A 26,396-nucleotide genomic window follows, 5' to 3' on the forward strand; every position below is an offset into this window, starting at 1 on the left:
GCGAACATGATCCACTCAGATCGGGCGCTTGCGGAGCAGGGCGAGGAACATCGCGTCGGTGCCGTGGCGGTGCGGCCAGAACTGCGCGTGCGGGCCGTCACCCAGCCCGTCGATCTCCGGCAGGTAGTCGCGCGCGTCGAGCTGCTCCACGTCGCCGCGCCGACCGGCGACGTCGCCGACGACGACCCGGGTCTCGGCCAGGTGCGGCGAACAGGTGACGTACGCGACCACCCCGCCGGGCCGTACGGCGTCGAGGGCGGCGTCGAGCAGGCGCCGCTGCAACCGGCCCAGTTCGGCGATGTCCGCGGGATCGCGCCGCCACCTCGCCTCGGGGCGACGGCGCAGCGCTCCGAGCCCGGTGCAGGGCGCGTCCAGCATGATCCGGTCGAACGCACCCGGCCGCCAGGCCGGCTCTGTCCCATCGGCGGCGACCACGGCGGCGTCCCGGGTGGTCTGCCAGACCAGCCGGGCCCGGTGGTACTGCACGTCGGCGGCCAGCAACCGGGCCCCACCCGGATAGGCCACCGCCCGAACCCCGAGCCCCACAGGATCGGCGGGATAACGGTCGTCAGCGGCCGCGACGCCACCGCCACCGCCACCGCCACCGCCACCGCCAAGGTAACGGTCGTCGGACGCCGCGAGGTCGCCGTAGGTGGCGATGGCGTCGAGGAGGCCCGCCTTGCCGCCCGGTCCGGCGCACATGTCGAGCCACAGCTCGTCGCGCCCGTCGAGCGGCACGCGGGTGAGGGCGAGCGCCACGAGCTGGCTGGCCTCGTCCTGGACGGCCGCGCGGGTCTCGGCGACGGCCGGGATCCTGCCAGGGTCGCCCTCCGGCAGATAGGCGGCGTAGGGCGAGTAGCGGCCCGGGTCGGCGCCGCTGTCGGCCAGCTCCTCGACCGAGCTGCGGCCGGGCCGGGCGACCAGCGTCACCAGCGGCCGCGCGTTGTCGGCGGCCAGCAGGTCGGCGACCTCGTCGGCCCGGCTGCCCAGGGCGTCGCGGAACGCGCTGACGATCCACCGCGGATGGCTGTAGGCCACCGACAGATGCCCGGCCGGGTCGTGGGCCTCGTCGGGGGCCACGATCGGGATCCACTCCTCGATGGTCCGTGACCCGATCTTGCGCAGCACGGCGTTGACGAACTTGGCGGCGCCCGCCCCGATGCGCAACCGTACGAGATCGACCGTCGTGCCGACCGCGGCGTGCGGCGGAACGCGCATCTTGAGCAGCTGGTGGGCGCCGAGCCGCAGGGCGTCGCGCACGTCGGAGTCGGGCGCCCGGTCGACGCACATCTCGATGATCGCGTCGTAGGTCCCGAGCCCGCGCAGCGTCCCGTAGGCCAGCTCGGTCGCCAGCGCCGCGTCACGCCCCTTCACCCCGCGCTCGCGCAGCAGGCGCGGCATCAGGAGGTTGGCGTACGCGTCACGCTCGTCTACGGCCCGCATGACGTCGAAGGCGGCATTGCGCGCGTGGTCACGCGCGGGACCCCGCGGCCGGCCCCGGCCACCGCCACGACCCCCGCCCTGACCGCCCCGGCCACTACCTTGACCGGCCTGCCCGCCGCCCTCACCCGCGCGACCATCACCGTGCCCGGCCTGACCGCTCCGGCCACCACCACGCCCGGCCTGGCCACCGCTCTGACCGCCCCGGCCGCCGGCTTGACCGCCCTGGCCCGCTCGGCCGCCGCTGCCGTGCCCGGTCCCGGTCGGCCGTCCGTCGTTCTGGCGGCGTGGGCCCTGTCCCATGTCGTTTCTCACTCGAAACCTGGTCTCACTCGAACCTGTCGTCGCTCTCAGGACGCACACCGCGCGCCCACTCCCCCGCGCTCATCAGCCGCTTGCCCTGTGGCTGGAGCTCGCCCAGCTCGACCGGGTGGGTCGCGGTGCCGACCAGCACGGTGTTCTTGGTGGCGGCGATGGCGCCGGGGGCCAGTGGCTCTGCCGAGGGGGCGAGCCGGACCGGGCCGAGCTTCAGCCGGTGGCCGCGGAACTCGCTCCAGGCGCCCGGGTTGGGCGTGCAGGCGCGGATCAGGCGGTCGACGCGCATGGCGGGCGCGGACCAGTCGACCCGCGCGTCGGTCACGTTGATCTTGGGCGCGATGCTGACCCCGTCGGCCGGCTGGGGAACCGCCCGCAGCTTGCCGTCGGCCACCCCGTCGAGCGTGGCCGACAGCAGCTCGGCGCCCGAGACCGACAGGCGTTCGAGCAGGGCGCCGCTGGTGTCGTCAGGACGGATCTCCTCGGTGACGACGCCGAAGACCGCCCCGGCGTCGAGCTCCTTGACGATCTGGAACGTCGAGGCGCCGGTGATCTCGTCACCGTGCAGGATCGAGTGCTGGACGGGCGCGGCGCCCCGCCAGGCGGGCAGGATCGAGAAGTGCAGGTTGATCCAGCCGAGCGGCGGCACGTCGAGCGCGGACTGCGGCAGCAGCGCCCCGTAGGCGACCACGGGGCAGCAGTCGGGCTCCAGCCCGCGCAGCCGGTCGAGGAACTCCGGGTCGCCGGCCTTGGCCGGGCGCAGCACCTCGATGCCCGCCTCCTCGGCCAGCTCGGCCACCGGCGACGGGTGCACCTTGCGACCGCGCCCCGACTGGGCGTCGGGCCGGGTGACGACCGCGACGACCTCGTGCCGCGGCGAGTCGATCAGTGCGCGTAGTGACGGCAGCGCCGTCTCGGGCGTGCCCGCGAAGACCAGGCGCATCGTCAGAGTGCCCTCCCGCCCGTGGTGTGCGGGGAGAACTTGACCATGGGGACGGACAGCCCGCTCCACTCCGCCTCGCGGACGGCCTTCATCGCCAGCTTGCGCTGCTTGGCGTCCATCCGGTCGATGAACAGGATGCCGTCGAGGTGGTCGGTCTCGTGCTGGAAGCAGCGGGCCATCAGGTCGGTGCCCTCCAGCGTGACCGGCTCGCCGTGCATGTCGTAGCCCTTGGCGACGGCGCGGATGGCCCGTGGCGTCGGGAACGACAGGCCGGGGAAGGACAGGCAGCCCTCCTCGCCCTCCTCGTCGATCTCGGCGGACAGGTCGAGATCGGGGTTGATCAGATGGCCGAGCTGTTCGTCGATGTAGTAGGTGAACACCCGCAGCCCGACGCCGATCTGCGGGGCCGCGAGCCCGGCGCCGGGAGCGTCCATCATCGTGTCGGTGAGGTCTTTGACCAGCTTGCGGAGCTCCTTGTCGAAGTCGACGACCGGTGCCGCCGCGGTGGTCAGCACCGGGTCTCCGAACAGGCGGATCGACTGGATCGCCAAAGGGTCACTCCGTTTCGTCAGGTGGGTCAGCCCAGTTTAGTGTGCGCCAGCGATCGGGCTTTCATCGCGGCTTTGCGGGCTGCCTTGACGACGGCCTTGTCGTCGTGCGCGGTGGCGAGCATGTCGAGCACCGCGATCGTGTCCGGGTGGCCTACGGCGGGCATCTGGCCGATGAGCCGGATCAGGTCCTCGCCCGGCTCGGGGTCCAGCCGGCCCGTGACGGGGCCGGACAGGTGCATGAGGGCGGCCAGCGAGTCGACCGCGATCCAGGTGTGGTCGTCGGGGCTGAGCGTGGGGGCTTCGAGGTCGCGGATGTGCAGCCAGGACGCGGCGTAGCGGCGCATCAGCGGCAGGTCGAGCGCATCGCGTACGGGGGCCTCGGCCTCGGGCCCCAGCTCCTCCAGGATGGCGCCGACGGCGCCGCGCTGCCCCGCGGTGCCCTCCGCCGCGATCTCGATGAGGTCGTGCGCGGCCTGCGCGGGCGGCCTACGCTCCAGCCAGCCGGCGACGGCGCTCTGCGTCGCGGCGCCCTTGACCAGGGCCTCGACCAGCTCGGCTGCGGACAGGTCGGCGAACACCTCGACCTCGGCCGTCGTCGGCGCGTCGTGCCCCTCGCGCAGCAGATCCCTGCGTACGGCCCAGACGCCGAGCGAGGTGAGCGCGGTGCGGCCGGCCGCGGTCTGCTCGACCAGGCCGCAGTAGGCCAGCAGCGACAGTGCGTCGAGCAACTCGGCCGGCAGCGAGGCGGCCAGTCTGCGCATCTCGATGGCGCCGGGCTCGCAGGCGACCTCGTGCGACTGCAGGATGCCCCGGGCGAGGTTGGCGATCGCGACGCCGGAACGTACGGAGTAGACGGTGGCCAGCATCTCCGCCAGGTGCTCGTCGACGACGGCCGAGCCGGTCAGGCCCTCGTCGGCGCGGTCGAGCACGTCCATGACCACGCCGTCCCAGAACTCCAGCGTCGCCTCGACCGAGAGCTGGGCCGGCAGCGGCCCGCGAGAAGCGCGTCCGCCGGAGATCTGGAGCAGCCCGGTGTTGACGGCGACGATCCAGACGAGGCGGAGCCGGGCGGCGTCGAGGTCCAGCTCGGCGGCGGCGGCGTGGGCGTCGGCCTCGACCGGCAGCCCTTCCGGGGTGACCTCGCGGGTGCCGGTCCAGCTCATGAGCCGGATGGCGTCGGCGACGAGCGGCACCGTGGGCACGATCGCGGCCAGCTCGGCGTCGGAAGCCAGCGGGACAGGCGGGAACGTCAGCGCCTCTTGCTCCGCCACGGGAGTCTCCTCGGGTGGCCGTGGGGGCACGGCGGACTGCTCATCGATCAGCTTGCGCAGCTCGGCGAGGTCGAAGACGTTGTTTGCCACCCCACGAAACTTACTGCACACGAGTCACATGAGCGTACTCAACGGATGGCTCGGGAGCGTGCCTTGAAGGCGGCCTTGCGCGCCGCCTTGGCCACCGTACCGTCGGGCAGCGAGCGTCCGAGCAGCTCCAGCACGTCTACGACGTCGGGGTGGTCCACGCGCCACATCTCTTCGATGAGGTGGGCGGGCGGGCCGGAGGCGGCCATGTTCTCGGCGAAGATCTCCGGGGCCTCTTCGGCGGCCGGCAGCGCCAGGGCGAGCATGTCGATGCTGACCCACAGCAGCTCCTCCTGGCTGAGGTGCGGGGCGGCCAGCCCTCGGGCGGTCAGCCAGTGGATGGCGTGCGGGCGCAGCTCCTGGTCCTCCAGGCAGGCGCGTACCTCGGGCTCCGCCTCGGCGCCCAGCCGGTCGACGATGGTCACCGCGATGCCGCGCGCCACGGCGGGGGCGCCGGACGCGGCGGCCAGCAGTTCGGCCGCCGCCGTGACCGGGGTGCGGCCGGCCAGCCACCGGCTGATGTCCTCTTCGGCCAGCTCGGTGGGCATGCCGTCGAGCAGCCCCTCGATCAGCCCGGTCGCGTCGGCCGCGGCCAGGTCAGCGGCCTGCGGGGCGTCGAGGCCGAGCGCCAGGTAGTGCTCGCGCAGCCCCCACACGGCCAGCGGGGTGAGCCCGGCGGCCTCGCCCTCGACCGCGACCATGCCGCACCAGGCCAGCCGGTCGAGCACCGCGCCCAGATCGGCGCCGCCCGCGTCCGCGACCTCCTCCAGGTAGTCGCCGATCACGCTGACGGGCACGGGCGCCCGCAGCCGGTAGAGCATGTCGAACAGGTCGTAGAGCTCCTCGTCGAGCTCGGCCGAGCCGGTGACGGTGCCGCGGGTGTCGCGTTCGACGATGTGGGCGACGATCTCGGCCCACATCTGGAGCGGGTCGTCGCCGACGTCGCGCCGCAGCTCCTTTTCCAGATCTCGGTACTTTCCGGCCTTTCCGGGTTTCCCAGCCAGGAGCGGTACGTTCGCCAGCTCAGCCACGAGCGCGTCGGGCTCCGCCAGTCGTACGGCCGGCAGCGGCGCGCACCCCGGACAGTCGCAGGGCGCCTCCCCCAGGTCGGGCAGCTCGCCCGAGGGGATCGCGACCGACTGCTCCAGCGACTCGGGACCGATGGAGCTGAACAGGCTCTTGGCCATGCCGAAGTTGGCCGTGTCGGCGAGCGCCTCGGGCAGCTTCGGCTCGATGCCGGTGAGCTCCTCGCGCATCGCCGCCGCGATCTCCTCGCCGACCGCGCCCGCCTGCTGCAGGAAATCAACGAGGGTACGGGCGGCGGCCACGGTCTCCGGCGCGCTCTCCGGCGGTGCGATGACCTTGCGAGGGTAGATGGACAGCAGCAGCTCGTCGAAGGTCGCGGGAGTGAAGTCGCCCAGCTCGTTGACGTTGAGATAGTCGCTGGCGTAGTCGCAGAGCAAGCGGATTTCGTCCGCGTCCACCACGACGCCCCGCGCGCGCCCCCAGGCACGGAGGTCGTCGATGGCCTGGTTCACCCATTCGATCGACACAGGGGCACGCTAATGGCTGGCTTACAGATGAGCGAATCGGGGAAACCGCTTAAATCAGGTCGAGAGGGTCGACACTCACCCGGACGACATCAGGTGCCTTACGGGCCGCACGTACCCCACTGGCCCCTTTGAGCGCGGCGGACAGCGCGGCGCCGCCGCCGCGCGGAACGCGGATCATGGCGCGTTCCCTGCCCGCCTCGTCCACCGGCACGGGGCCGAGCACCTGGGCGCCGTCGGGCAGGCGCGTCTCGTCGAGCATCTGCCGGACCGCGGCGGCGCTACCCGTGAGCGTCGCCATCCGTACCGCGGGCGGGAAGCCCAGCTCGGCGCGTTCGGCCAGCTCACGCTCGGCGTGGGTGATCGGGTCCCAGCGCAGCAGCGCCTGTACGACCGGCAGCGCGGCGTCACCGAGCACCACCACCTCGGCACCGGGCCGGAGCAGGGCGGCGGCGTTCGTCCAGCGGCGCAGCGCCTCCTCGGAGGCGCGCAGGTCCGGCCGGCCGAGCAGCGCCCACGCGTCCAGCAGCACGGCCGCCGTGTAGCCGCCCTCGGCCACCGGCTCGGCGCCGGGCGTGGCGACGACCAGGGCCCGGGCGGCGGGCACGGTGGCCAGGACGCCGTCGCGCCCCGAGGTGCGTACCGGGACCGAGGGGAAGGCCCGGCCCAGCTCCTCGGCGGTACGGCGGGCGCCCACGACGACGGCTCGCAGGCGGTGGCCACCGCAGTTCGGGCAGCGCCAGCCGGCGTCCACCCGGCCGCACCAGCGGCAGTAGGGGGCGGCGTGACCGCCTCGCAGGGCGAGCGGGCCATGACACGACGGGTGCCCCATGGCAGTGGGGTCACCGTCGAGCCTCAGCCCGCCCTGCTTCGTCCCGCCCTGCTTCGTCCCGCCCTGCTTCGTCCCGCCCTGCTTCGTCCCGCCGCCGGACGCGCGGCCGGCCGTCGCCGCCATGGCCAGGCCGGGTATGTCGGCGTTGGGCTCGTTCGCCTCGGCTCCGGGAGCCGCGAGGGCGCTGAGACGGGTGGGCGGGAGCGCGCAGCGGGCGGGGGCGCGGCAGTTCTGGCAGGCCAGTGCGGGCAGGTAGCCGCGCCTGGGCACCTGGACCAGCACCGGACCGGACTCCAACCCCTGGCGCAGCGCCCGCCAGGCCAGGCTGGGCAGCCTCGCCTGGCGGGCGGCCTGGTCCTTGGCGAGCTCGGCGTCCTCTCCGGCGGGATGTACGCGGGGCGCGAGGCTTCTGATCGTGGTGCGGGCGGCGACGATCGGCCTGGCCCAGCGGCTGGCGATGAGCTGCGTGGCCTCGGCGGTACGCGTGTAGCCACCGATCAGCATGGCCGCGCCCGTGCGATGGGCCCTCAGCGCGAGAACCTCGCGGGCGTGCGGGTAGGGGGCCAGCCGTTCGGCGTGAAGGTCGTCACCGTCGTCCCAGATGGCCACCAGACCGAGCGCGGCCACGGGGGCGAACACGGCGGCCCGGGTGCCCACGACCGCCCGCACCTGCCCTCTCAGGACGCGCAGCCAGCGCCGGTACCGTTCGGCCGGACCCAGGTCCGCGGTGAGCGCCACATGCCGCCCGTCACCGAGCACCCGGGTGAGCTCGGCGTCGGCCAGTGCCACGTCCTTGCCGTCGGGCACCACGACGACCGCGCCCCGCCCGCCGTCGAGCGTCGCGCGGACCGCCTCGGCCACCGCCCCGGCCCAGCCCTTGGCCCCCGGCAGGGCCGACCATACGGCCCGGGGCGCCCGGCCGTTGCGCAGCGCGTCGAGGAACGACGGCCCCATCGGGTAGTCGTCCCAGGCCCCCGCGGACGCGTCGTCCGCCGGGGCGGGAGCGCCTACGGTCGTGTCGGTGACCGGAGGGGTGGGCGTACCGATCGCCGCGCCACCGGGCGTACCGGAAACCAGACCGGTTGACGTGCCAGGCGCCGCATCTCCGGACATACCGGAAACCAGACCGGTTGACCTGTCAGGCGCCGCATCTCCGGACATACCGGAAACCGGACCCGTTGGCTTACCAGGTGCCGCATCTCCGGACGTACTGGGAACCGGATCGGTTGGCGCGGCGGCCGTTTCGACGGGTCTTGGGGGGCTCGCTTCGGCCCTGGCGTGGCGGAGTGGGATGGCCAGGCGCAGGACGTCGGCGAGCGTGCCCGCGTAGCGGTCGGCGACCGCCCTGGCCAGGCCCGCGATCTCCCCGGTCAGCACCCGCTCGCTCGACACGACCCGTTCGAGGGCGGTGAGCTTGCCCGTGTGGTCGCTCTCCTCGACCCGTTCGAGCACGAACCCGTCCACCAGCTGACCGGCGAACCGCACCCGCACCCGCACCCCCGGCTCGGCCGTCTCATGCATCGTCGCCGGCACCAGGTAGTCGAACGGCCGGTCGAGATGCGGCAGCGGATTGTCGACCGCCACCCGGGCCACCGGCCGCGAAGGAGCGGGAACCGGCGCCCCCTTACCGGGCTTGGACGGCTCCACCCTCCGCACGGCGTCGAGCGGCAGGAGGGCATCGGAGTCGGTCACGCATTACGTCTACCAGACCCGGACCACCGGCAACGCCCGCGCGCCTCTCGCACCCAAGCCCATGCCTACCCGGCCCCAAGCCATGCCTACCCGGTCCCCGAGCCCCACGCCCTCTCAGACCCAAGCTGCACGCCTACCCGGCCCCTGAGCCCCACGCGTGCCCGGCCCCCAAGCCGCAGACAGGGCTCAACCTTGCTCGCGCTGCCGCCGCCCGATCACCCAGGCGGCGACCTGGCTCCGCCCGGAGAATCCGAGTTTGGCGAGGATGTTCTCCATGTGAGAGTCCACCGTGCGCCGGGCGACGACCAGCCGCTGCGCGATCAGCCGGTTGGTCAGCCCGGCGGCGACCAGCTCGGCGACATCCGCCTCGCGCGGGGTGAGCGGCGCCCAGAACGGCACGGCCGGGGCGGGAGGCGTGACGCCCGGCGCGAGCACGTCGGCGATCGTCTCCTCCTCCGACATGGCGCGGCCCTCGGCGATGGCCTTGCCGTGTTGCCGGCCGAGGCTCTCGCGTAGTTCCCTGTGGTGGCTGTCGCGCTCGGCGGCGAGGATCGGCGCGCCGAGCAGAGGGCTTACCTCGTACCCCCACAACCGTTGCGCCGCGCTCAGTAACCGGGCGGCGCGGGCGGGCCGGTCCTGGTCGGCGGCGAGCCGGCCGAGGAGCTCGACGCAGAGCGCCCGCCCGAACGTCATGTGCAGCGACACCTGCGTCCGCAGGGCCGTTCTGGCCAGGGTGTCCGCCTCCGCGTACTGCCCCGCCGTTCGCCGTGCCAGGGCGAGCGCCAGCTCCGTCCAGGCGGCGGTGGCGCCGTCGCCCGCTTCCCGGCCGAGCGCGCGGCCCCGGACGAGAACCTCCTCCGCCTCGCCGGTACGGCCGGCGAGCAGCAGCGTGAGGCCCAGTTCGACGGTGGCGTCGAGCCGATGGGCGCCTTCCCCGGGCGGCAGGCCGTCGATGCTCCGGGTCAGGTGGCGTTCGGCGGCGGGCAGGTCGCCCGCGCAGAGGCTCACCGTGCCGCGCGCCTTGGCGAGGTGGAGAGCGCCGCGCGGGCCCAGCCGGGCCGCAGGTGCCTCGGCCTCCTCGATCGCCTTACCGGCCGCGCCCAGGTCGCCTCCGCCGGCCGCCAGGTGGGCGAGCAGCAGCAGGGCGTCGAGCCGTACCGGGTCGGGGCAGGAGGTGATGGGCAGCAGGCGTTCCAGGTAGCGGCGCCCGTACCGGGCCATGCCCCCGAACCTCCACAGCCGCCCCAGCCGCAGGCCCATCCGCAGCCCGCGCTCGCGGGCGGCCGGATCGGCGGCGAAGGACTCGAGCGCGGCCCGCAGGTCGGACCACTCGGCCCTGCCCCAGACGGTCTCCGCACCTCGGTCACTGCCCGCCGGCTCGGCTCTGACCCGGGCCATCTCCTCGCCACGGTCACGACCCGCCGAGTGACCCCGGTCATGGCCTGCTGCCTCAGCGAGCGCGGAGTAGTGCGTACGGTGGCGTGCCCGCAGCCGTCCCCGCTCGACGGTGCCCGCCAGGCGGGCGGCGGCGAACTCGCGCACGCTGTCGGGCATGCGGTAGGCCGTCTGCCCCGCGTCCTGCTCCATGGCCAGGATCGACTTCTCGACCAGCGCCGCCAGTGTGGGACGCACGCGCGCGGCGGGCAGGGGGCCACCGGCGCAGACCGCCTCGGCCGCCGCCGGCTCGAACGTCCCCGCGAACACGGTCAGCCGCTCCCACAGCAGGCGCTCCTCAGGCGAGCAGAGCCCGTAGCTCCACGCGATCACGGCCTGCGTGGTCGCGTCCCCGCTCCGCTGCGCACCCGCATCCCGCGAACGCCTCCCCCGAGGGCCGCCCGCGTCCGCTGGATACGCGGCCCACCGCCCGTTGTCGTCCGGCGCCACCGGGTGCCCGTCCAGAGCCGGGCGACCGTCCGGGGCCAGGTGCCCGTCCAGAGCCAGGCGGCCGAGCGGGTTCGGGCCACCGAGCGGGTCCGGGCCACCGTACGCGTCCATCTGCGCGAGCAGCTCGGCCACGGGCGACCGGCGGACATGGACGGCGGCCAGTTCGATGGCCAGCGGGATGCCCTCCAGACGGCGGCAGAGCTCGGCGACGGACGCCGCGTTCCGATCGGTGAGCTCGAAGCCGGGATCGGAGCCGGGATTTACGGCCGCGACCCGGTCGAGGAGGAGCGACACCGACTCGACGCGCGCCACGTCGGCGGGCGCCGACTCCCCACCTGGTACGGCCAGCGGCCGGACGATGACCGCGTGCCCACCGGGGACGCGCAGCGCCTGCCGGCTCGTGGCCAGCACGTGCAGGCCGGGCGCCGCGCGCAGCAGCGACTGTACGAGGGTGGAGCAGGCGTCGGTCAGGTGTTCGCAGGTGTCGAGCACCAGGAGCAGGCGGCGGCGCGACAGCTGCGCGGTCAGGTCACCGGTGACGTCGAGGGTCTGGGCGATGACCTCTTCGAGGGACTCGGGGTCGGTGTGCCCGGCCAGCTCGACGAAGCGGCCGCCGTCGGTGAAGGCCCGCCGCATGAGCTGCGCCGCCCGTACGGCCACGCGGGTCTTGCCCACTCCGGCGATGCCGGTGACGGTGACGAGGCGGCTGCGCTGGAGCATCCGCCGGACGTCAGCGACCTCCTGACGGCGACCCACGAAGCTGGTCGCCGTGGCACGCCATGACATGATCCATTCCCCAGTTTCCGGAAGATCCAAGGAGACCACGTTACGTCTCCACGTCCCCCCTCAGGGAACGGCCCCCGCCCGACCGGCCGTGAAAACGCGGATGCCGCACCCCACGGCGGGGGTGCGGCATCTGGCGGGAACGGTCACAGACCGGCGGCGGACCTCAGCGTCTCGGCGCGGTCGGTCGACTCCCAGGAGAAGCCCTCACGGCCGAAGTGCCCGTAAGCGGCGGTCTCCGAGTAGATCGGGCGCAGCAGGTCGAGGTCGCGAATGATCGCGGCCGGGCGCAGGTCGAACACCTGGAGCACGGCGGCCTGGATCTTCTCGACCGGCAGCTTCTCGGTGCCGAAGCACTCGACGAACAGGCCGACCGGCTGGGCCTTGCCGATGGCGTAGGCGACCTGGACCTCGCAGCGGTCGGCGAGGCCGGCGGCCACGACGTTCTTGGCGACCCAGCGCATCGCGTAGGCGGCCGAGCGGTCGACCTTGGACGGGTCCTTGCCGGAGAAGGCGCCGCCACCGTGGCGGGCCATGCCGCCGTAGGTGTCGATGATGATCTTGCGACCGGTGAGGCCGGCGTCGCCCATCGGACCGCCGATCTCGAACCGGCCGGTCGGGTTGACCAGCAGGCGGTAGCCCTCGATGTCGATGTCGAGGCCCGCCAGCACGGGGTCGACCACGTGCTCCTTGATGTCGGGCGTCAGCATCTCCTTGAGGTCGATCTCGGCAGCGTGCTGCGTGGAGACGACCACGGTGTCGAGACGGACCGGCTGGTCGCCGTCGTACTCGATGGTGACCTGGGTCTTGCCGTCAGGCCGCAGGTAGGGGACGGTGCCGGACTTGCGCACCTCGGACAGGCGCTGGGCCAGCCGGTGCGCGAGCGTGATCGGCAGCGGCATCAGCTCGGGCGTCTCGCGGCACGCGTAGCCGAACATCAGGCCCTGGTCGCCCGCGCCCTGGCGGTCGAGCTCGTCGATGTCGCCGTCGACCCGGTGCTCGTAGGCGTCGTCGACGCCCTGCGCGATGTCGGGCGACTGCGCCCCGATGGACACCGACACGCCACAGGAGGCGCCGTCGAAGCCCTTGTGGGAGGCGTCGTAGCCGATTTCCAGGATCTTCTCCCGGATGACGCCGGGAATGTCGACGTAGGTCTCGGTCGTGACCTCGCCTGCGACATGGACCTGGCCGGTAGTGATCATCGTCTCGACGGCGACCCGGCTCTTGGGGTCGTCCTTGAGCATGGTGTCGAGAATCGCGTCACTGATCTGGTCGGCGATCTTGTCCGGGTGGCCTTCGGTGACCGACTCGGAGGTGAACAGGCGACGTGACAACTCAGTGGCTCCTCATGCAGCGGCTGCTGACGGACGTGCGGGCTCCGGCGACTGTACACCCCGGCCAGTGCCTCGCCGAAGTCTAGCCCCACCCACGGGCATGTCGCGAAACGGGTCGTTCACAGGTCGGGCAGGGGGTCGGGGGGCAGCGTCTCCGGCGCGAAGATCTCCGCGTCGGCGGCGGCGACCACGGCGGCGTACTCCTCCTCGAACTCGAACGCCATCACGCCCAGTTCGATCACCGGACCGGAAGCCTGCATGATCGGACCGAGCCTCGTGTGGCGGGGGAACGTCGCGTGTACGGAGACCGGGCGGTCGCTCCGGAGCATCCTGGTGGCGAGGACGGAGATGGCCGTGTCGGTGACCACGATCAGGAAGTTGGCCGTGCCCGGCGGGCCCAGGGACAGCGCGGGGAAGACGTAGCGGATCTCCCCCTGATCGCCGAGCAACGTTCTGCATCGATCTCTGACAGTGGAACTCACCGGCATTCCCCGCCCCCTTTTGCCCCCTTATGTCTTAAGTATCGGCAGGCGTTCGGGGATGCCGCAACAGCTTGGCGACCTGATCCCAGACCGCGTCGGCGACGTCGTCCTTGGGACCGCGCGGGATCTCCACCGGCTCGCCGCCCGCGACCAGCACGGTCGCCGCGTTGTCGGGCGTGCCGAAGGCCAGGCCGGGGCCGACCTGGTTGACGACGAGCAGGTCGCAGCCCTTGCGGGCGAGCTTGGCCTGCCCGTTGGCGAGTACGTCGTCGGTCTCGGCCGCGAACCCGGCGATCACCTCGGGGTGCGGCCAGGCGGCCACCCCGGGGTGCGGCCCCGCGGCGTGTCGGCGCTCCCCCAGCTCGGCCAGGATGTCTGGATTTTTCACCAAATGGAGAGGTTCGGGGTCGCCATCGGACTTCTTGATCTTGGAGTCCTGCCGCGCGGCGGGCCGGAAGTCGGCCACGGCCGCCGCCATCACCACCACGTCGGCGGCGGCCGAGGCGGTCAGCACCGCCTCGCGCAACTCGGCCGCCGACTCCACCCGCACCACGTCGGCCCCGGCCGGATCGGGCAGGGACACGTTGGCGGCCACCAGCGTCACCTGGGCCCCGCGGGCGACGGCCGTGCGGGCCAGGGCGTAGCCCTGCAGCCCGGAGGACCGGTTGCCCAGATAACGGACCGGATCGATGGCTTCGCGGGTGCCGCCGGCCGAGACGACGACCCGACGCCCGGTCAGGTCGCGTGGGCGATCGGCCAGTACGCGCAGGCAGATCTGGAAGATCTCGGCGGGATCGGGCAGGCGCCCTGGCCCGGTGTCGGCGCCGGTGAGGCGCCCGACCGCGGGATCGATCACCACAGAGCCCCGCTCGCGCAGCGTCGAGACGTTGGCCCGGGTGGCGGGGTGCTGCCACATCTCGGTGTGCATCGCGGGCGCGAACACCACCGGGCAGCGCGCGGTCAGCAGCGTGTTGGTGAGCAGGTCGCCGGCCAGGCCGTGAGCGGCCTTGGCGAGCACGTCGGCGGTCGCGGGCGCCACCACGACGAGGTCGGCCCGCTGGCCGATCCGTACGTGGGGCACCTCGTGAACGTCTTCCCACACGTCGGTCGTCACCGGGTGGCCGGACAGCGCCGCCCAGGTGGGCTCGCCCACGAACCGCAGGGCGTCGCGGGTCGGGACGACCCGCACCTCGTGCCCGGACTCGGTGAACAGGCGCAGCAGCTCACACGCCTTGTACGCGGCGATGCCCCCACTGACGCCCAGGACGACTTTCTTCATCTAACAGGTCAGACCGCGCCTTCGATGGGCTCGGCGTTGAGCAGGCCCTCGGCCACCTCGCGCAGCGCGATGGACAGCGGCTTCTCCTGCGCGTGCGTCTCGACCAGCGGCCCGACGTATTCGAGCAGGCCCTCGCCGAGCTGGGAGTAGTAGGCGTTGATCTGGCGGGCGCGCTTGGCACCCATGATCACCAGGGAATACTTGCTGTCGACGATGTCGAGCAGCGCGTCGATCGGCGGGTTGGTGATGCCCTCTGCGACCGGGGCAATTCCTGCCACGATTGTCAGACCTCTCGGTTGGTGGTTTCGATGACCCCCTGAGGGTCAGTCATCAAGGCTATCAGCCGGCGGCACACCTCTTTGACACTCGTGTTCACCAGCGTGAGGTCGAATTCCTTCTCGGCCGCCATCTCGACGTGCCCGGCCTCCAGCCGGCGGGCGATGACGTCCTCCGGCTCGGTGCCGCGGCCGCGCAGCCGCTTCTCCAGCTCCTCCCAGGAGGGCGGGGCCAGGAACACCAGCAGGGCCTCCGGCATGCTCTGCCGTACCTGCCTGGCGCCTTCCAGGTCGATCTCGAGCAGCGTGGGCATGCCCGCGGCGAGCCGGTCGAGCACCGGGGCGCGCGGCGTGCCGTACCTGTTGCCCGCGAACTCCGCCCACTCCAGCAGCTCACCCGACTCCACGAGCCGGTCGAACTCCGCGTCGTCGGCGAAGAAGTAGTGCAGCCCGTGCGCCTCGCCGGGCCGGGGCTTCCTGGTTGTCACCGAGACCGACAGCCACACCTCGGGGTGTGCCCGCCGGAGCTCGGCGACGACCGTTGACTTACCGACGCCCGACGGTCCGGACAGGACCGTCAGGCGCCGCTCGCTCGAGGGGAGGAAGTCGCCGACCCTCGTTCCAGATCCGACTGCCTCATGGGCCCAAACACTGCCGGACCTGGACCTGTCGGTCACTTCCTACCCCCCGTTGAACCTGCGCTTTCGTGTGGAACCGAGATTAGCTCTCGTTGCCACCGAACTCGCGCTCGAGGGAGGCCCTCTGGTTCGCACCGAGACCCCGCACGCGGCGGGACTCGGCGATGGCAAGCCGCTCCATGAGCTGCTTGGCGCGGACTTTGCCCACGCCTGGGAGCGATTCCAACAGAGCCGACACCTTCATCTTGCCGATGACGTCGTCGGTCTGCCCATCCTTGAGCACCTCAGCCAGAGAAACCGCGCCATGCTTGAGCCGGTTCTTGACCTCGGCACGCTCTTTACGGGCCTTGGCAGCCTTTTGCAGGGCTGCGGCGCGCTGCTCAGGGGTCAGGGGAGGAAGAGCCACGCCGGGTCACCTCGAATTTCTGTCGATGTACTCGGACGGGAAGGGAAACTAGCTGGTCATCGCCCCCTAAGCAACGTCAATGGCGGTTTCTCTCCTCACAAAATCCACTTCATCACTCTCCGTGTATGTAAAACTACAGAGTGCTGATCAAATCCCCCTCACTTCCCTCTTCTTCCTTACACACAGGAAGCGCCGTGGGGGTACGATGATGATCACCCACCCGTCAGGGAGCGGTGTCCGAAACGTGCACGGGTTTGTGTCCGAAACCCCGCCCGAGGTGGGCATCCGTATGCCCTGCGGGGGTGTTCTCACGACCGTGCGCGGGTCGTCGCGGGACGCCGTTCTGGGGTCGGCGTCCCTCCGGGGAAGCGCTCACCGTGCGTACACGGCCACCCGCCGTGACGTGTACCCATGGGAGCGGTTCCACCACGGCCGGGTGACGACGGCTGGACTCACGGACCCGCCCGGGTACGAACCACACACGGGAGCGATGGGCCACGCGCGAAGGCCTGTCAGAGTACAAACGCCTCCCAAGGGGCGCGATGGGCACGCGCGAAGGCCCGTCAGGAGCACGAACCTCCCAAGGGGCGCGTACCCCTCAGAAGGGGGTCGTGCGCCGCAAGGAGGACGCGATGGCGGCGGCCGTGGCGCCCGGGTCCGGGGAGGCGGTGATCGGGCGGCCGATGACCAGGAGGTCGGCGCCGTCCGCCAGTGCCTGCTCCGGCGTGGCCACCCGTGCCTGGTCCTGGCTGTCCGCCCCGGCCGGGCGTACGCCGGGCGTGATGAGGGTGATCTCCGGCCCGACCTCCGAGCGCAGGTCGACGACCTCGTGCGGCGAGCACACCAGGGCCGTGGCGCCCGACTCGACCGACAGGACGGCCAGGCGGCGGACCGCGTCCGAGGCGGGGCCGGCGAGCCCGATGCGGCTCAGGTCGGCCTCCGACAGCGAGGTCAGCACCGTGACCGCCGCGATCTGAGTGTCCGGGGCCGCCTCGACGGCCGCGCGGATCATCGCGGGGCCACCGGCCGCGTGGACGGTGAGGATGGCCGGGCGCAGCCGGGAGACCGCTCTGGCCGCCGCCGCGACCGTGTTGGGGATGTCGTGCAGCTTGAGGTCCAGGAAGACCTGTACGCCGCTCGCGCCCCGGATCGAGGCGATCACGTCGGGGCCGTAGCGCAGATAGAGCTCCAGCCCGATCTTCACCGTGGTGACGTGCGGGGTCACCAGGGCGGCCCACCTGGCGGCGGTCTCCAGGTCGGGGGCGTCGAGGGCGACGGCGATGGGTGCGGGCGTCAAAGGGAGCTCTCCTCGGAGTCGACGAGCAGGTGCCGGGGGGCGCTCCCCGGCGGACGGTGGGCCAGGCCGACCGCGTCGGCCAGGCGCTGGAAGCCACGTGCCCGCAGCAGGTCCTCAAGCTCTCGCTCGATGCGCAGGCACGCGTAGGGGTCGTGGAACAGCGCCGTCCCCACTCCGACCGCGCAGGCGCCCGCCAGGATGAGCTGGAAGGCGTCCCTGCCGGTCGTCACGCCGCCGACGCCGATCAGCGGCACCCCGGGCAGGGCGGCGTGCACCTGCCACACGCACCGTACGGCAAGGGGCAGGATGGCCGGTCCCGACAGCCCGCCGGTCACGGCCGCGAGCGAGGGCCGCAGCGCCTCGGTGTCGATGGCCATGCCGAGCGGATTGTTGATCATGGACAGCGCGTCGGCCCCGGCGTCCACGCAGGCGCGGGCGACCGCCACGATGTCGGCCACGTCGGGCGCCAGCTTGGCGACCACCGGGACGTCGTACCGCATGATGGACCGCACCGAGGCGATCACCTCGGCGGCGGCGCTGCCCTCGCGGGCGAAGACCCGGCCGCGGTCCTCGATGTTCGGGCACGACAGGTTCACCTCCAGGGCGGTGACGCCGGGCGCGTCGGCCAGCCTGCGGGCCAACGCCGAGTACTCGGCCACGGTGCCGCCGCCGATCGACACGATGGTCCTGATGCCGCGCTGGGCCAGCCAGGGCAGCTCGCGTTCGAGGAAGGCGTCGATGCCCGGGCCCTGGAGGCCGACGGCGTTGAGCATCCCCGAGGGCGTCTCGGCCATCCGGGGGGTGGGGCGGCCGGCGCGCGGGGCCATGGTGATCGAACTGGTGGTCAGGGCGCCCAGGCGGTGCAGGTCGAAGAACTGGGCCAGCTCGCGGCCCGAGGCGGCGCAGCCGGCGGCGGTGGTGATGGGGTTGGCGAGCTCCACATGCGCCAGAAAAGTCCGCATATCTACCGACACGTCAGCTCACCCGCCGCAGAAAAGCCGCAGAAAAACAGCCACCAGATCGCGCGGGACGCGGGCGCCGCACAGAAGCGGGACGCGGGCGCCGCACAGAAGCGGGACGCGGGCGCCGCACAGAAGCGGGACGCGGGCGCCGCACAGAAACAGCCACCAGATCGCGCGAGACGCGGGCAGGGAGTGTCAGCCCGCATGGCGAGCACCGCCCGCGCCCCCAGGCGCCCCCAGCGCGTCGAACGGGATCGTCCCCACGTCCTCGAACCGCACCCGTTCCCCCCGGAACACCGGCCCCTCGGCGCAGGCCCGCACCATCCGGGTGACGCCGTCGTCGCCGATGACCGGCAGCACGCACGTCATGCAGACCCCGATCCCGCAGGCCATCGCCTCTTCCACCGCCACCTGAACCGGGATGTCGAACTCCATCGCCACCGCGGTGACGGCCCGCAGCGTCTCCATGGGCGCGCACGCGTACACCACGTCCGCCCGCGTGTCGGCGATCACGGCGGGCAGCGCGTCGGTCACCCGGCCGCGCAGCCCGAGCGAGCCGTCCTCGGTGGTGAGCGTGGTGGTCTGGGCCATCCGCCTGGCCCGCATGGCGCCGAACACCCGGTCCGCGCTGGCGCCGCCCAGCACGAAGTCGACCCGGCAGCCGCGTTCGATGAGCTGGTCGGCCACCGGGAACAGCACCGCCGAGCCGTACTCGGAACCGACCAGCACGCAGTGGACCGGGTCGCGGGGCAGCGGGAAGGGCCGGCCGAGCGGCCCGACGAGGTCGATCGTGTCACGCGCGCGGCGCTCGGCCAGCCACGCGGTGCCGGGCCCGCGCACGGTGAAGACGAGCTCCACCGTGCCGCCGTAGTCGGGCTTGACGTCATGGATGGAGAAGGCCCGCCGCGTCACCATGGACGTGTGGGCCCCGCCGACGGCGACGGACACGAAGTGGCCGGGCCGGTAGCGCTCGGCGATGCCGGGCGCCACCACGGTGAGGGCATGGTAGGCGTCGACCCGGCGCGTGGTCAGCACCGTGCCCGTCACCTGCACCGGAGTGCCGGCCAGTCCTCTTCACCTCCCGCGGGAGCCTGCCGCCGATCGAGCCCTACGCCCCTGCCGCCCGCAGCGCCCGCCCGTGCTCCTGGAGGGACCGTACGCCGACGTCGCCCCGCACGATGGCCTGGATGCCCGCGGCCGCGGCGGCGAGGCCGGCGACCGTGGTGATGCACGGGATGCCGCGCAGCACGGCGGCGGTGCGGATGTCGTAGCCGTCGAGTCGCGGGCCGGACTGGCCCGGACTGCCGAACGGCGTGTTGACGATCAGGTCGATCTCGCCGTCGAGGATGTACTGGACACTCGTGGGCTCACCTCCGGCTCCGGGCCCCTCGCTCTGCTTTCGCACGATCTTGGCATGGACACCGTTGCGGCGCAGCACCTCAGCGGTCCCCTCGGTGGCCAGGATCTCGAACCCGAGGTCGGCGAGCGCCCGCACCGGGAAGATCATCGCACGCTTGTCCCGGTTTGCCACGGACACGAAGGCCCGGCCCTTGACGGGCAGTTCCCCGTACGCGGCCGCCTGCGACTTGGCGTAGGCGACGCCGAAGGACTCGTCGATGCCCATGACCTCGCCCGTGGAGCGCATCTCGGGCCCGAGCACGATGTCGACGCCGCGGAAGCGGTTGAACGGCAGCACCGCCTCCTTCACCGCGATCGACGCCTCCAGCGGCAGCGTGCCCCCGTCGCCCGTGGCGGGCAGCATGCCCTCCGCGCGCAGCGAGGCGATCGAGGAGCCCAGCATCACCCGGGCCGCCGCCTTGGCCAACGGCACCGCCGTGGCCTTGGAGACGAACGGCACGGTACGGCTGGCGCGCGGGTTCGCCTCCAGGACGTACAGGACGCCGGCCGACATGGCGTACTGGACGTTCAGCAGCCCGCGGACCCCGACGCCGCGGGCGATGCCCTCGGTGGCGGCGCGGATGCGCTTGATGTCGTTGCTGCCGAGCGTGATCGGCGGCAGCGCGCACGCCGAGTCGCCGGAGTGGATGCCGGCCTCCTCGATGTGCTCCATGACGCCGCCCAGGTAGAGCTCCTCGCCGTCGAACAGGGCGTCCACGTCGATCTCGATGGCCTCGTCGAGGAACTTGTCGACCAGCACCGGATGGCCGCCCTCCTGGGCCGCCATGTAGGTGCTCAGCGTCGCGTCGTCGTAGACGATGGCCATGCCGGCCCCGCCGAGCACGTACGAGGGCCGCACGAGCACGGGGTAGCCGATCTCCTCGGCCACGGCCAGCGCCTCGGCGACGGTCGTCGCGGTGCCGTGCTTGGGCGCGGGCAGCTGCGCCTCGGCGAGCACCCGGCCGAACGCGCCGCGCTCCTCCGCCAGGTGGATCGACTCGGGCGAGGTGCCGACCACGGGCACGCCCGCGTCCTTGAGCGCCTGCGCCAGGCCGAGCGGCGTCTGCCCGCCGAGCTGCACGATCACGCCCGCGACCGGGCCGGTCTGCTGCTCGGCGTGGACGACCTCCAGCACGTCCTCCAGGGTGAGCGGCTCGAAGTAGAGCCGGTCGGAGGTGTCGTAGTCGGTCGAGACCGTCTCCGGGTTGCAGTTGACCATGACGGTCTCGAACCCGGCCCGCGACAGCTCGAAGGAGGCGTGCACGCAGGCGTAGTCGAACTCGATGCCCTGGCCGATGCGGTTCGGCCCGGAGCCGAGGATGATGACCTTCTCCCGCTCGCCGTACGGGACCTCGCTCTCCTCGTCGTAGGCCGAGTAGAGGTAAGGAGTCCTGGCCGCGAACTCCGCGGCGCAGGTGTCGACCGTGTTGTAGACCGGCCGCAGGCCGAGCGCGTGGCGCAGGTCGCGTACGCGGGCCTCGTCGATGCCGCGGATCTCGCCGATCTGCGCGTCGCTGAAGCCGTGGCGCTTGGCCCGCTCCAGCACCTCGGCGGTCAGCTCGGTGGCCTCGCCGACGGTCCGCGCCTCCTCGTCCAGCAGGAACAGCTGGTCGAGGAACCAGGGGTCGATGTTGGTGGCCTCGAAGAGCTCCTCGGCGGTGGCGCCCGCCCGGATGGCCTGCTGCACGGTGCGCAGCCGGCCGTCGTGCGGGATCCGGGACTCCTCGATGAGCTCGGCCTTCGGCCGCTGGGGGCCGGCCCAGGTGAAGGAGGAGTCCTTCTTCTCCAGCGAGCGCAGCGCCTTCTGCAGCGCCTCGGGGAAGGAGCGGCCGATGGCCATGGCCTCGCCCACCGACTTCATGTGCGTGGTGAGGGTCTGGTCGGCGCCCCTGAACTTCTCGAAGGCGAACCGCGGCACCTTGACCACGATGTAGTCGAGCGTGGGCTCGAACGACGCCGGGGTCTCCTTGGTGATGTCGTTGGGGATCTCGTCGAGGGTGTAGCCGATGGCCAGCTTGGCGGCGATCTTGGCGATCGGGAAGCCGGTGGCCTTCGAGGCCAGGGCGCTGGACCGGGACACGCGCGGGTTCATCTCGATGACGATCATGCGGCCGGTGGCCGGGTTGACCGCGAACTGGATGTTGCAGCCGCCGGTGTCGACGCCGACCTCACGGATGACCGCGATCGCGACGTCGCGCATGTTCTGGTATTCGCGGTCGGTCAGCGTCAGGGCGGGGGCGACGGTGACGCTGTCGCCGGTGTGGACGCCCATCGGGTCGATGTTCTCGATGGAGCAGACGATGACCACGTTGTCGCGCTTGTCGCGCATGACCTCGAGCTCGTACTCCTTCCAGCCGATGATCGACTCTTCCAGGAGCACCTCGGTGGTCGGCGAGGCGTCCAGCCCGGCCCCGGCGATGCGCCGCAGGTCGGACTCGTCGTAGGCGAACCCGGACCCGACGCCGCCCATCGTGAAGGAGGGCCGCACGACCAGCGGGTAGCCCAGCTCGGGGACGGCGGCCAGGCACTCGTCCATCGTGTGGCAGACGACCGAATTGGCCGACTCCGCGTTCAGGCCGTGCTCGCGGGCGACCTTGGCGACGATCTCCTTGAACTTCTCGCGGTTCTCCCCCGCCTGGATCGCGTCGAAGTCGGCGCCGATCAGCTCGACGTCGTAGCGCTCCAGCGCGCCCGACTCATGCAGCGCGACGGCGGTGTTGAGGGCGGTCTGGCCGCCCAGGGTCGGCAGCAGCGCGTCGGGGCGCTCCTTGGCGATGATCTTCTCGACGTACTCGGGGGTGATCGGCTCGACGTAGGTGGCGTCGGCGAACTCGGGGTCGGTCATGATCGTCGCCGGGTTGCTGTTGACGAGGATCACGCGGAACCCCTCGTCGCGCAGCACGCGGCAGGCCTGGGTGCCGGAGTAGTCGAACTCGCACGCCTGACCGATCACGATCGGCCCCGAGCCGATCACCAGGACGGACCCGATGTCATCACGCTTGGGCACGGCTCATGACCTCACAGAACTCGTCGAAAAGATAGGCGGCGTCGTGCGGCCCGGCGGCGGCCTCAGGGTGGTACTGCACGCTGAAGGCGCGCCCGTCGAGCAGGCGCAGCCCTTCCACGCAGCGGTCGTTGAGGTTGACGTGGCTGACCTCGGCCCGGCCGTAGGGGGTCTCGAACGGCTCGCCGAGCGGCGCCTCGACCGCGAAGCCGTGGTTGTGGGCCGAAATCTCCACCTTGCCGGTCCGTACGTCCTGGACCGGCTGGTTCACCCCCCGGTGGCCGTAGCGCAGCTTGTACGTGGACAGGCCCAGGGCCCGGCCGAACAGCTGGTTGCCGAAGCAGATCCCGAAGAACGGCACCTTCGCCTCCAGCACCCCGCGCAGCGCGGAGACGTCCGCGGTGGCCGGGTCACCGGGGCCGTTGGAGAAGAACACCCCGTCCGGGCCCACCTCCATGATCTGCTCGAACGTGGCGGTGGCCGGCAGCACGTGCACCTCGCAGCCGCGCTCGGCCATCCGGTGCGGGGTCATGCCCTTGATGCCCAGGTCCACGGCCGCGACCGTGAACCGCTTCGCGCCGATGGCCGGCACGACGTACGGCTCGGCCGTGGCCACCTCGGCGGCCAGGCTCGCGCCCGCCATGGCCGGCACTCGCTGTACGCGCTTGACGAGCTCCTCGACCGGCGCGGACGGATCGGTGAAGATCCCGGCGCGCATGGCGCCGCGCTCGCGCAGGTGGCGGGTGAGCGCGCGGGTGCCGGGCATGGCGATGCCGACGACGCCCTGTTCCTTGAGGTAGTCCTCCAGCGAGCGGTTGGCCCGCCAGTTGGAGACCACACGGGACGGCTCACGTACGACGTAGCCGGCGACCCAGACGCGGCCCGACTCGGGGTCCTCGTCGTTGACGCCGGTGTTGCCGATGTGGGGAGCCGTCATCGCGACGATCTGCCGGTGGTAGGACGGGTCGGTGAGGGTCTCCTGGTAGCCGGTCATGCCGGTGTTGAAGACCATCTCGCCGAACGTCTCGCCCGCGGCGCCATACGGGGTTCCGTGGAAGACGCGACCGTCCTCCAGAACGAGCAGCGCAGAAGTCACACCAGCTTCCCTTCAAGTACTGTCGGCTTGCCGCGCAGGAAGGTCGCCACGACCCGGCCGGGGAGCGTCATGCCCTCGTACGGCGTGTTGCGGCTCTTCGACGCGAAGGCGGACGGATCCACCTGTGTACGGACGGACGGGTCGTACAACGTGAGGTTGGCCGGCACGCCCACCTCGATCGGTTGCCCGTGCCCCGACAGGCGGCCGATACGCGCGGGCACGACCGACATGCGCTCGGCGACGCCGGCCCAGTCGAGCAGCCCGGTGTCCACCATGGCCTCCTGCACCACGCTGAGCGCGGTCTCCAGGCCGACCATGCCCATGGCCGCGGCCGACCACTCGGTCTCCTTGTCCTCGACCGGGTGGGGCGCGTGGTCGGTGGCGACGATGTCGATCGTGCCGTCGGCCAGCGCGGCGCGCAGCGCCTCGACGTCGGCGCGGGTGCGCAGCGGCGGGTTGACCTTGTAGATGGGGTTGTAGGCGCCGACCGGCGAGTCCTCGACGAGGTCGTCGGTGAGCAGCAGGTGGTGCGGGGTGACCTCGGCCGTGATGTTCCAGCCCTTGGACTTGGCCCAGCGCAGGATCTCCACCGAGCCGGCCGTGGAGACGTGGCAGACGTGCAGCCGGGAGCCGACGTGCGCGGCCAGCAGGCAGTCGCGGGCGATGATCGCCTCCTCGGCGACCGCCGGCCAGCCGGTCAGGCCGAGCCGGCCGGAGACGACGCCCTCGTTCATCTGGGCGCCGCCGGTCAGCCTGGGCTCCTGGGCGTGCTGGGCGATCACGCCGTCGAAGGCCTTGACGTACTCCAGGGCGCGGCGCATCAGCACGGCGTCGTCGACGCACCTGCCGTCGTCGGAGAAGACGCGGACCCGGGCGGCGGAGTCGGCCATCGCGCCGAGCTCGGCCAGCTGCCTGCCCTCCAGGCCGACGGTGACCGCGCCGACCGGCTGGACGTCGCAGTGGGCGAACTCCCGGCCCAGCCGCCAGACCTGCTCGACCACGCCCGCGGTGTCGGCGACGGGCGAGGTATTGGCCATGGCGTGCACGGCGGTGTAGCCGCCGCGGGCGGCCGACTGGGTGCCGGTCTGCACGGTCTCGGCGTCCTCGCGGCCAGGCTCGCGCAGGTGGGTGTGCAGGTCGACGAGGCCGGGCAGCACGATCGCGCCGCCGCCGTCGATCGCCGCCTCCCCCTCGATCCGCGGGGCGATCTCGGCGATCACCCCGTCCTCGATGCGGATGTCGACGGGCTCGCCGCCGACGATCCGTACGTTGCGAATGATCACGAAGTCTCTCCCCCGAGCAGCAGGTACAGGACGGCCATGCGGATGGTCACACCGTTGGCGACCTGCTCGACGATGGTCGAGCGCGGCGAGTCGGCCACCTCGGCGGCGATCTCCATGCCCCGGTTCATCGGCCCGGGGTGCATCACGATGGCCTCATCGGGCATCTTGGCGAACCGGTCGCGGTCGAGGCCGTAGCGGCGGGAGTATTCGCGCTCGCTCGGGAAGTAGGCGGCGTTCATCCGCTCCTTCTGCACCCGCAGCATCATCACCACGTCGGACTTGGGCAGCACCGCGTCGAGGTCGTAGGAGACCGCGCACGGCCAGGTGTCGATCGAGACCGGCAGCAGCGTGGGCGGCGCCACCAGCGTGACGTCGGCGCCGAGCGTGGCCAGGAGCAGCACGTTGGAGCGGGCGACCCGGCTGTGCAGGACGTCGCCGACGATCGTGACCTTGCGGCCGTCCAGGCCGCCCAGACGGCGGCGCATGGAGAAGGCGTCGAGCAGCGCCTGCGTGGGGTGCTCGTGGGTGCCGTCGCCGGCGTTGACGACGCTGCCGTGCACCCAGTTGGCCAGGCGGTGCGGCGCGCCGGAGGCGCCGTGGCGGATGACGACCGCGTCGGCGCCCATCGCCTCCAGCGTCAGCGCCGTGTCCTTCAGCGACTCGCCCTTGGAGACGCTGGAGCCCTTGGCGGAGAAGTTGATGACGTCGGCCGACAGCCGCTTGGCCGCCGCCTCGAAGGAGATGCGGGTGCGGGTGGAGTCCTCGAAGAACAGGTTGACCACCGTACGGCCGCGCAGCGTCGGCAGCTTCTTGATGGAACGTTCCGAGACTCTCGCCAGCTCCTCGGCCGTGTCGAGGATGAGCAGGGCGTCGTCCTTGCCGAGGTCGCCCGCGGAGATGAGATGGCGGTTCATTTGGCCTCCTCCTTCATCAGGAGCACGGCGTCGCGCCCGTCGGTCTCCTCCAGGTAGACCTTCACCTTCTCGCTCTTGGCGGTCGGCAGGTTCTTGCCGACGTAGTCGGCGCGGATGGGCAGCTCGCGATGGCCCCGGTCGACCAGCGTGGCCAGCTGTACGGCGGTCGGGCGGCCCAGGTCGTTGAGCGCGTCGAGTGCCGCGCGGACGGTGCGGCCGGAGTACAGGACGTCGTCCACCAGCACCACGATCCTGCCGTCGATGCCGTCGGGCGGCAGCTCGGTGTGGCCGAGCGGCCGGGCGGGCCGGAGCCGGAGGTCGTCGCGGTACATCGTGATGTCGACCGAGCCGACGGGGATCTTGACGCCTTCGAAGCGCTCGATGCGGTCACCCAGCCGGCGGGCCAGCGTGGCGCCGCGGGTCGGGATGCCGAGCAGGACGACACCGTCGGCGCCCTTGGTTCGTTCGAGGATCTCGTGCGCGATCCGAGTCAGCGCCCGGTGGATGTCCGGGCCCTCCAGGACGGCCCTTGACAGGGGCGTCTGGTCGGTCGGAGTGTCGGACATGGCAGAGCTCACCACCTTTCCCGCCTCACGGGACGGGTCTTAAAAGGGTGTTGGTCGTGACACACAGTACCAGGGGCTACCAGCCAGAACTCTTGCCACCTACTCCCCATGGCC

General features: G+C 72.1%; 21 protein-coding genes. All 21 read right to left on the minus strand.

What is annotated here, in order from left to right:
• Positions 1-15 precede the first annotated feature (15 nt).
• The 21 genes from AB0H88_RS01250 to pyrR all read right to left on the minus strand — a co-directional run bounded on the left by AB0H88_RS01250 (position 16) and on the right by pyrR (position 26,282).
• Complete coding sequence (locus AB0H88_RS01250) at positions 16-1,743, minus strand: transcription antitermination factor NusB (protein WP_357639694.1); 1,728 nt, start codon at positions 1,741-1,743, stop codon at positions 16-18.
• A 25-nt stretch (positions 1,744-1,768) separates the two neighbouring features.
• Entirely contained in the window at positions 1,769-2,698 is a 930-nt protein-coding gene (gene fmt / locus AB0H88_RS01255; RefSeq protein WP_357639695.1) for a methionyl-tRNA formyltransferase, read from the minus strand.
• A gap of 2 nt (positions 2,699-2,700) precedes the next feature.
• The gene (def, locus tag AB0H88_RS01260; protein ID WP_357639698.1) at positions 2,701-3,249 is read right to left on the minus strand and encodes a peptide deformylase; all 549 of its coding nucleotides are present in this window, start codon (positions 3,247-3,249) and stop codon (positions 2,701-2,703) included.
• A gap of 26 nt (positions 3,250-3,275) precedes the next feature.
• Positions 3,276-4,610, minus strand: coding sequence for a hypothetical protein (locus tag AB0H88_RS01265; RefSeq protein WP_357639700.1), 1,335 nt, complete (start codon positions 4,608-4,610; stop codon positions 3,276-3,278).
• A 38-nt stretch (positions 4,611-4,648) separates the two neighbouring features.
• The gene (locus AB0H88_RS01270) at positions 4,649-6,160 is read right to left on the minus strand and encodes a hypothetical protein (RefSeq protein WP_357639702.1); all 1,512 of its coding nucleotides are present in this window, start codon (positions 6,158-6,160) and stop codon (positions 4,649-4,651) included.
• 49 nt (positions 6,161-6,209) lie between these two features.
• Complete coding sequence (locus AB0H88_RS01275; protein ID WP_357639705.1) at positions 6,210-8,681, minus strand: primosomal protein N'; 2,472 nt, start codon at positions 8,679-8,681, stop codon at positions 6,210-6,212.
• Positions 8,682-8,867: 186 nt separating this feature from the next.
• The gene (locus AB0H88_RS01280; RefSeq protein WP_357639708.1) at positions 8,868-11,351 is read right to left on the minus strand and encodes a LuxR C-terminal-related transcriptional regulator; all 2,484 of its coding nucleotides are present in this window, start codon (positions 11,349-11,351) and stop codon (positions 8,868-8,870) included.
• A 143-nt stretch (positions 11,352-11,494) separates the two neighbouring features.
• Positions 11,495-12,682 (minus strand): methionine adenosyltransferase, encoded by a 1,188-nt coding sequence (metK, locus tag AB0H88_RS01285; protein WP_219532887.1) that lies wholly within the window; start codon positions 12,680-12,682, stop codon positions 11,495-11,497.
• Between the two features lie 119 nt (positions 12,683-12,801).
• On the minus strand, positions 12,802-13,170 hold the full coding sequence (locus tag AB0H88_RS01290; protein WP_357639711.1) for a hypothetical protein: 369 nt from the start codon (positions 13,168-13,170) through the stop codon (positions 12,802-12,804).
• 28 nt (positions 13,171-13,198) lie between these two features.
• Entirely contained in the window at positions 13,199-14,443 is a 1,245-nt protein-coding gene (coaBC, locus tag AB0H88_RS01295) for a bifunctional phosphopantothenoylcysteine decarboxylase/phosphopantothenate--cysteine ligase CoaBC (protein ID WP_357639714.1), read from the minus strand.
• Between the two features lie 8 nt (positions 14,444-14,451).
• The gene (rpoZ, locus tag AB0H88_RS01300) at positions 14,452-14,721 is read right to left on the minus strand and encodes a DNA-directed RNA polymerase subunit omega (RefSeq protein WP_214637710.1); all 270 of its coding nucleotides are present in this window, start codon (positions 14,719-14,721) and stop codon (positions 14,452-14,454) included.
• 5 nt (positions 14,722-14,726) lie between these two features.
• On the minus strand, positions 14,727-15,299 hold the full coding sequence (gene gmk / locus AB0H88_RS01305) for a guanylate kinase (RefSeq protein ID WP_357641967.1): 573 nt from the start codon (positions 15,297-15,299) through the stop codon (positions 14,727-14,729).
• 139 nt (positions 15,300-15,438) lie between these two features.
• Entirely contained in the window at positions 15,439-15,762 is a 324-nt protein-coding gene (gene mihF, locus AB0H88_RS01310) for an integration host factor, actinobacterial type (protein WP_214637712.1), read from the minus strand.
• Between the two features lie 598 nt (positions 15,763-16,360).
• Positions 16,361-17,059 (minus strand): orotidine-5'-phosphate decarboxylase, encoded by a 699-nt coding sequence (gene pyrF / locus AB0H88_RS01315; protein WP_357639717.1) that lies wholly within the window; start codon positions 17,057-17,059, stop codon positions 16,361-16,363.
• Complete coding sequence (locus AB0H88_RS01320) at positions 17,056-18,021, minus strand: dihydroorotate dehydrogenase (protein WP_357639719.1); 966 nt, start codon at positions 18,019-18,021, stop codon at positions 17,056-17,058. Before AB0H88_RS01320 ends, pyrF begins: the two co-directional genes overlap by 4 nt.
• A 195-nt stretch (positions 18,022-18,216) precedes the next feature.
• Positions 18,217-19,074 carry a dihydroorotate dehydrogenase electron transfer subunit gene (locus AB0H88_RS01325; protein WP_357639722.1) on the minus strand — a complete coding sequence of 286 codons (858 nt, stop codon included), beginning with the start codon at positions 19,072-19,074 and terminating at the stop codon, positions 18,217-18,219.
• A gap of 55 nt (positions 19,075-19,129) precedes the next feature.
• Positions 19,130-22,426 (minus strand): carbamoyl-phosphate synthase large subunit, encoded by a 3,297-nt coding sequence (gene carB / locus AB0H88_RS01330; protein WP_357639725.1) that lies wholly within the window; start codon positions 22,424-22,426, stop codon positions 19,130-19,132.
• Positions 22,413-23,519: a glutamine-hydrolyzing carbamoyl-phosphate synthase small subunit gene (gene carA / locus AB0H88_RS01335; RefSeq protein ID WP_357639726.1), complete on the minus strand. Its 1,107-nt coding sequence runs from the start codon at positions 23,517-23,519 to the stop codon at positions 22,413-22,415. Before carA ends, carB begins: the two co-directional genes overlap by 14 nt.
• The gene (locus AB0H88_RS01340) at positions 23,516-24,802 is read right to left on the minus strand and encodes a dihydroorotase (protein ID WP_357639728.1); all 1,287 of its coding nucleotides are present in this window, start codon (positions 24,800-24,802) and stop codon (positions 23,516-23,518) included. The genes carA and AB0H88_RS01340 overlap by 4 nt, the downstream gene beginning before the upstream one ends.
• Entirely contained in the window at positions 24,799-25,716 is a 918-nt protein-coding gene (locus AB0H88_RS01345) for an aspartate carbamoyltransferase catalytic subunit (protein WP_225298664.1), read from the minus strand. The genes AB0H88_RS01340 and AB0H88_RS01345 overlap by 4 nt, the downstream gene beginning before the upstream one ends.
• The gene (gene pyrR / locus AB0H88_RS01350) at positions 25,713-26,282 is read right to left on the minus strand and encodes a bifunctional pyr operon transcriptional regulator/uracil phosphoribosyltransferase PyrR (RefSeq protein WP_357639731.1); all 570 of its coding nucleotides are present in this window, start codon (positions 26,280-26,282) and stop codon (positions 25,713-25,715) included. Before pyrR ends, AB0H88_RS01345 begins: the two co-directional genes overlap by 4 nt.
• Positions 26,283-26,396 lie beyond the last annotated feature (114 nt).

It is taken from the genome of Nonomuraea sp. NPDC050680 (assembly GCF_040654555.1).
Classification (GTDB): domain Bacteria; phylum Actinomycetota; class Actinomycetes; order Streptosporangiales; family Streptosporangiaceae; genus Nonomuraea.